Genomic DNA, 5,838 nt, shown 5'->3' with positions numbered 1-5,838 from the left:
GAATGAAGATCGCCAGCGACACCAGATAGGCGGTCAGCGCCAGTTTGAGCGCGATCGGGCTGGTATGGATGTCGATGGCGATCGCCGGCAGCGATGTCGCGATGACGGTCGAATCCATGTTTTCCATGAAAAGAGCGACCGCCAGTATGAGCGGAATGGTGCGGTTCACAAAAACGCGTCCGGGCTTGATTCCAGATGTTGCCGACCTTGCCGGCACGCAGGGCGGGTATCACGGCTGGACACCGATGTCGCATTAATTTGCTGTCACTTTTGTGCGATCGCAACCAGGGGTGGCGTTGCCGGGCTCGTCGTGATCCTGTTGTGCAACGCAATGATCGGCTTTTCATCCGTCCCGGGACGTGTTACCAGCCACCGCCAATCCTGAAAGGGAATAACGAGTCGGCGCTGCCCATTCCGGTCCAGCGCTTTTTCGCATTCAAAGGGCTGGCTATGGCAAAAATCATCGAAACGTCCACCGGCGCACTGGCGCTGACCTTTGACGACGTGCTTTTACAGCCCGGTCATTCCGAAGTGATGCCCGGCCAGACCGACATCCGCACCCGCATCGCCGGCGACATCGACCTCAACGTGCCTATCCTGTCGGCGGCGATGGACACGGTCACCGAGGCAAGGCTTGCCATCGCCATGGCGCAGGCCGGCGGCATCGGCGTCATCCACCGCAATTTCTCGCCCGCCGAACAGGCGGAGCAGGTGCGGCAGGTCAAGAAATTCGAATCCGGCATGGTGGTGAACCCGGTCACCATCGGTCCCGACGCCACGCTCGCCGACGCGCTGTCACTGATGCGCACCTACTCGATCTCGGGCATTCCGGTGGTCGAGAATGGCGGCGCCGGCGGCCACAAGACCGGCCGGCTGGTGGGCATCCTGACCAACCGCGACGTGCGCTTCGCTTCCGATCCTGCGCAAAAGGTCTACGAATTGATGACCCGGGAGAACCTGATCACGGTCAAGGAGAATGTCGACCAGGACGAGGCCAAGCGGCTCCTGCACCAGCACCGCATCGAGAAGCTGGTCGTGGTCGACAAGGCGGGCAATTGCGTTGGGCTGATCACCGTCAAGGACATCGAGAAGTCGCAGCTCAACCCGCATGCCACCAAGGATGCGCAGGGGCGACTGCGCGCCGCGGCCGCCACCAGCGTCGGCGATGACGGCTTCGAACGCGCCGAGCGTCTTATCGAGGCGGGCGTCGACCTTTTGGTGATCGACACCGCGCATGGCCACTCGCAGCGCGTGCTGGACGCGGTGACGCGGGCCAAGAAGCTTTCCAATTCCGTGCGCATCCTGGCCGGCAACGTCGCCACCGCCGAAGGCACGCAGGCGCTGATCGACGCCGGCGCCGACGCCGTCAAGGTCGGCATCGGTCCGGGCTCCATCTGCACCACCCGCATCGTGGCCGGGGTCGGCGTTCCCCAGCTTTCGGCCATCATGTCGGCGGTCGAGACGGCGCATAAATCCGGCGCCTCGGTAATCGCCGACGGCGGTATCAAATATTCCGGCGATCTCGCCAAGGCACTCGCCGCCGGCGCCAGCGCCGCCATGATCGGCTCGCTGCTTGCCGGGACCGACGAAAGTCCGGGCGAGGTGTATCTGCACCAGGGCCGCTCCTTCAAGGCCTATCGCGGCATGGGCTCGGTCGGCGCAATGGCGCGGGGCTCCGCCGATCGCTACTTCCAGGCCGAGGTGCGCGACACGCTGAAACTGGTGCCGGAAGGCATTGAAGGGCAGGTTCCCTACAAAGGACCTGTGTCTGGCGTGCTGCACCAGCTTGCAGGCGGGCTGAAAGCCGCTATGGGTTATGTTGGTGGCCGCGACCTTGCCGATTTCCGCGACCGCGCCACCTTTGTGCGCATATCCAACGCCGGACTTCGTGAGAGCCACGCCCATGACGTCACGATTACCCGCGAAAGCCCCAACTATCCCGGCGGAGCCTGATTCTTCCGGGCTTTGGCGCAACTTGGCCGCCATGGTGCTGCGCCTGTCGCGCCATGTCGGAGCGCTCTGCTTTCTCTCGGCAGCGGTTTTCATCGCCATGACCGGGATGGAGTTCTTCTATTTCCGCCAGTTGAGCGGGGGCTTGGCCTCGCTCGACATGCGCTATTTCGGATTCACGCCCGACGAAGGCATGGCCTGGCTGACGGCGCTTGGCCGGCGCGGCAGCGAGATCATCCTGGTCTGGCATTACCTGACCTTCGATCTTTTGTTTCCTGCGCTGTTGTCGCTGACGCTAGTCAGCCTGATCGTGGTAACTGGCCGGCGCTTGAAGGCTTTCCGCGTGCTGCCGGGGCAGATGCAGGCGATCTTCGCCTTGGTCCTGGTGCTGCCCTACACGCTCGCCGACTATGTCCAGAATATCGCCGTGGCGCGGCTTCTGTCCGATTTCCTCTATGCCAACCCGGACTCGCTGTCTTTCGCCTCGGCGCTGATCGTCACCAAATTCGCGCTTCTCGCCCTCCCGGTCATCGTCATTGCCGCTTTCTGGCTGGCGGGCCAAAGACGTCAGAATTGAAGCCGAAAAGGGCAGGGGCCACTTCATGAACCAGACCACCATCTTCTGGCCGGTCCTGGCGCATGTGCTGCTGATCTACATCGTCTACTGCGTCCTCGGCCGTCGCCGAGACGGTGCGGTCAAGTCAGGCGAAGCCAAGACCGGCCAATACAAAGTGCGTTCGACCGAGCCGGCGTCCAGCGTCACGGTCGCCGCCAATCTCAACAACCAGTTCGAATTGCCGGTTCTTTTCTACGTGCTGTGCCTGGCGCTGCACGTCACCAACGGCGTCAATTACCTGACCCTGGCGCTGATGTGGATCTTTGTCGCCTCGCGCTACTTCCACGCCTGGGTTCACCTGACCAGCAACGAACTGCGCCTGCGCAGGCGGTCTTTCTTTCTCGGTGCGGTCATTATCCTGTTGGGCTGGATCTGGTTCGCTCTTCACCTGCTCCAGGTGGTTTGAGCAGAAGCGGCGTTGGCGCTCTTCTCCCGAGGCGGAAGAAGAGAGGCCGATTTCTACAGATCGAACACGGCTATCTTGCGCTTGTCGAACTTGATGCCGATCTCACCGCGCACCAGCTTCAGCGCCTGTTCGCCGAACACGGCGCGCCGCCATCCCTGCAGTGCCGGCACATCGGCGTCCTCGCCCTCGGCCGCGATACGGTCGATATCGTCGCTGGAGGCGAGCACCTTCGAGGCGACGCCCTGTTTTTCGGCGACGATCCTGAGCAGCACTTTCAAGAGTTCCGCGGCCGCATTCGAGCCTTCGGGCGGCTGGAAGTTTTTCGGCAGTTTCGGCATCTGCTCCTTGGGCAAGGCGAGCGCCGTGTTGACCGCGCCGAGCAGTGCGGTCGCCGTCGAGGAGCGTTCCCAGCCCTTTGGCGTGGTACGGAGTTTGGCCAGGGCCGCCGCATCGCGCGGCCCTTGTTGCGCGATCTCGTAGATCGCGTCGTCCTTGAGCACGCGGCCGCGCGGCACGTCGCGCTCGCGCGCCTCGCGTTCGCGCCATGCCGCCACGGTCTGCACGATCGCCAGCTCCTGTGGTTTGCGCAGTCGCATCTTCAGCCGCTTCCAGGCATCCTCGGGGTGCGGATCGTAGGTCTCGCGCGAGGTCAGGACGTCCATCTCCTCATTCAGCCAGTGAGCGCGGTTTTCCCGCGCCAGCTCGGCGTTGAGGTGCTGATAGACCTCGATCAGATGGGTAACGTCGGCCAGCGCATAGTCGAGCTGCTTGTCGGACAGCGGCCGATGGCGCCAGTCGGTGAAGCGCGACGACTTGTCGAGCCGCGCCCCGGTGATGCGCTGCACGAGTTGATCGTAGGAAACGCTGTCTCCGAAGCCGCAGACCATCGCCGCCACCTGGGTGTCGAACACCGGGTGCGGAACGAGATCGCCGAGATGGACGATGATTTCGATGTCTTGCCGGGCGGCGTGGAAGACTTTGACCACCGCCTCGTTGGCCATCAACTTGAAGAACGGAGCCAGGTCGATGTCTGATGACAGCGGATCGATCAGCGCCGTCACGCCGGGCGCGGCCATCTGGATCAGGCACAGGATTGGCCAGAAGGTCGTTTCGCGGATGAATTCGGTGTCGACGGTGACGAAATCCGACTTTTCGAAAGCGGCGAGAACGGTCTCGAGTTCTTTCTGGGTGGTGATGACGTGCATCAAATCGCTTTTGGCAGGAGTAGGGTCTTCCTAGATTTCAGCCGGGAAGGCTTTCGTCAAGCTGTGCTGCCACCGTCACGGCCCTTCCGGACTGTCTGGATCACTATTTCTCCTGGCCAGACGCGCGAAAATGGTCGAGGTGCGCAACAGCGCGGTGAAGCGGCTGCGCTTGCCGGCCGGCACGCCGGACCGGGCCTGCATGCGGTAGAGGATAACGGCGATGAACACCGCGTAGACCACGGCACTGAAGACAAACAGCGCGCTTGGCCCGAAATACTGCATCGCCGTCGAGGCCGCGAAAGGGCCGCCAATAGCGCCGAAGGAATAGAACAGCATCAGGGCTGCATTGATCAGCACGAACTCGCCGGCATCCGCGCGATCATTGGAATGCGCCGCCGACAGTGAATAGAGCGGCATGGCGAAACAGCCGAAGATGAAGACGGCGATGAAGTTGAGCAGCGGATTGCTGCCGGCAATGAACACCAGCGCCAGTGCCGAAAGCATCGCGCAGCAAGTCGTCATCAGCAGCACCCGCCGCCGGTCCCAGCGGTCGGAGAGATAACCGAGTGGATACTGGATGATCGCGCCGCCGAAAATGCCGACGCTGACGAAAGTGACGACGTCGGCGACCGACATGCCGATCTGCTCGGCATAGACCGGCGACAAGGTGCGAAACGCGCTGTTGGTGACGCCGACGGCGATGCAGCCGAAGCAGCCAAGCGGCGAAATCCGCCAGACGCGTGCCAGATCGAGCTTGACCTCTTCCGGCGGCGTCGGGTTGGAACGGTCGCCAAGCGAGACCGGCACCAGCGACAGCGTGATCATGATCGACATGATGGCGAAGATGCTGAAGCCGCCGGCACCGAAGACCGGAATCAGGAACTGGGCTGATGTCACCGATCCGGTATCGACCATCCGGTAGATGGCCAGCACACGGGCGCGGTCGCGGTTGGTGACGCCTGAATTCAGCCAGCTTTCGACGATGGTGAACAATCCGGCGAAACAGAAGCCGCCGGCAAAGCGCACCGCGCACCACATCACCGGGTCGAGGACCAGTACCAGGAGCAAGGTGCCGACAGAGGCGATCGCCGCCAGCGCCGAGAACGCCCTGATATGGCCGACCGCCTTCATGATGCGGGTGATGGCCAGGCAGCCGAGCAGGAAACCGGCGAAATAGAAGGTGCCCATAAGACCGATGTCGGACGCCGAAAACCCTTCCTGCGCGCCGCGCAGCGCGATCAGCGTGCTCTGCAGCCCATTGCCGCCGAGCAGGATGCCTGCGGCGAGAAGGAGCGGAATCAACGGGCGGATGGAGGACATGAAGCGGCGATCACGTATCGGTGATCCCTTCTTGAACCAAAGCGACCGTCAATGCCAGCGGACAATCCTTAGTTCTTGCGGGGCGACTCCCTTGGGCAGGCCGCGCCAGCCGTCCGGCGAACGGGTAGGCGAGCCGCCTATGCCTCGTTGGCCCGCGCCAATGCCTCCTCCCTCGTCCCGTTGGGGCCTGCGCTTGCGGAGGTGGCGGAAGAAGATGGCCTGGTGCCAAGCGAGCCGACGGTCAGCAGGCTGAGTATGATGAATGGGATGCCGATGCCGAAGGCCGAGCGTATGCCCCAATGGTCCGAGACGAAGCCAAGCAGTGGCGGGCCGAGGAGGAA

At 63.0% G+C, this 5,838-nt stretch carries 5 protein-coding genes and 2 pseudogenes; 3 read left to right on the top strand and 4 right to left on the bottom strand.

Going from position 1 to position 5,838, the window contains the following annotated elements; translation table 11 throughout:
• Positions 1-169: pseudogene (locus EOA36_RS38420) on the bottom strand (MFS transporter); the annotation flags it as partial.
• 281 nt (positions 170-450) lie between these two features.
• On the opposite strand from EOA36_RS38420, the gene guaB reads away from it, so the two are divergent.
• Genes guaB through EOA36_RS25105 form a run of 3 tightly spaced genes read left to right on the top strand, consistent with a single transcriptional unit; the run spans position 451 to position 2,972 of the window.
• A complete protein-coding gene (guaB, locus tag EOA36_RS25115; protein WP_127279866.1) occupies positions 451-1,953 on the top strand; it encodes an IMP dehydrogenase in 1,503 nt (500 codons plus the stop codon).
• A gap of 31 nt (positions 1,954-1,984) precedes the next feature.
• The gene (locus tag EOA36_RS25110) at positions 1,985-2,527 is read left to right on the top strand and encodes a hypothetical protein (protein ID WP_167531211.1); all 543 of its coding nucleotides are present in this window, start codon (positions 1,985-1,987) and stop codon (positions 2,525-2,527) included.
• Positions 2,528-2,552: 25 nt separating this feature from the next.
• On the top strand, positions 2,553-2,972 hold the full coding sequence (locus EOA36_RS25105; protein ID WP_127279864.1) for an MAPEG family protein: 420 nt from the start codon (positions 2,553-2,555) through the stop codon (positions 2,970-2,972).
• Between the two features lie 53 nt (positions 2,973-3,025).
• On the opposite strand, the gene rnd is transcribed toward EOA36_RS25105, so the two are convergent.
• The 3 genes and pseudogenes from rnd to EOA36_RS25090 all read right to left on the bottom strand — a co-directional run.
• Positions 3,026-4,177, bottom strand: coding sequence for a ribonuclease D (gene rnd, locus EOA36_RS25100; RefSeq protein ID WP_127279863.1), 1,152 nt, complete (start codon positions 4,175-4,177; stop codon positions 3,026-3,028).
• A gap of 75 nt (positions 4,178-4,252) precedes the next feature.
• Complete coding sequence (locus EOA36_RS25095; protein WP_127279862.1) at positions 4,253-5,497, bottom strand: MFS transporter; 1,245 nt, start codon at positions 5,495-5,497, stop codon at positions 4,253-4,255.
• A gap of 137 nt (positions 5,498-5,634) precedes the next feature.
• Positions 5,635-5,838: pseudogene (locus tag EOA36_RS25090) on the bottom strand (MFS transporter); the annotation flags it as partial.

It is taken from the genome of Mesorhizobium sp. M8A.F.Ca.ET.021.01.1.1, from assembly GCF_003998025.1.
In the GTDB taxonomy this organism is placed as follows: domain Bacteria; phylum Pseudomonadota; class Alphaproteobacteria; order Rhizobiales; family Rhizobiaceae; genus Mesorhizobium.
The sequence above is the reverse complement of the archived record's forward strand: the minus strand, read 5'-3'. Positions and strand labels throughout refer to the sequence as shown.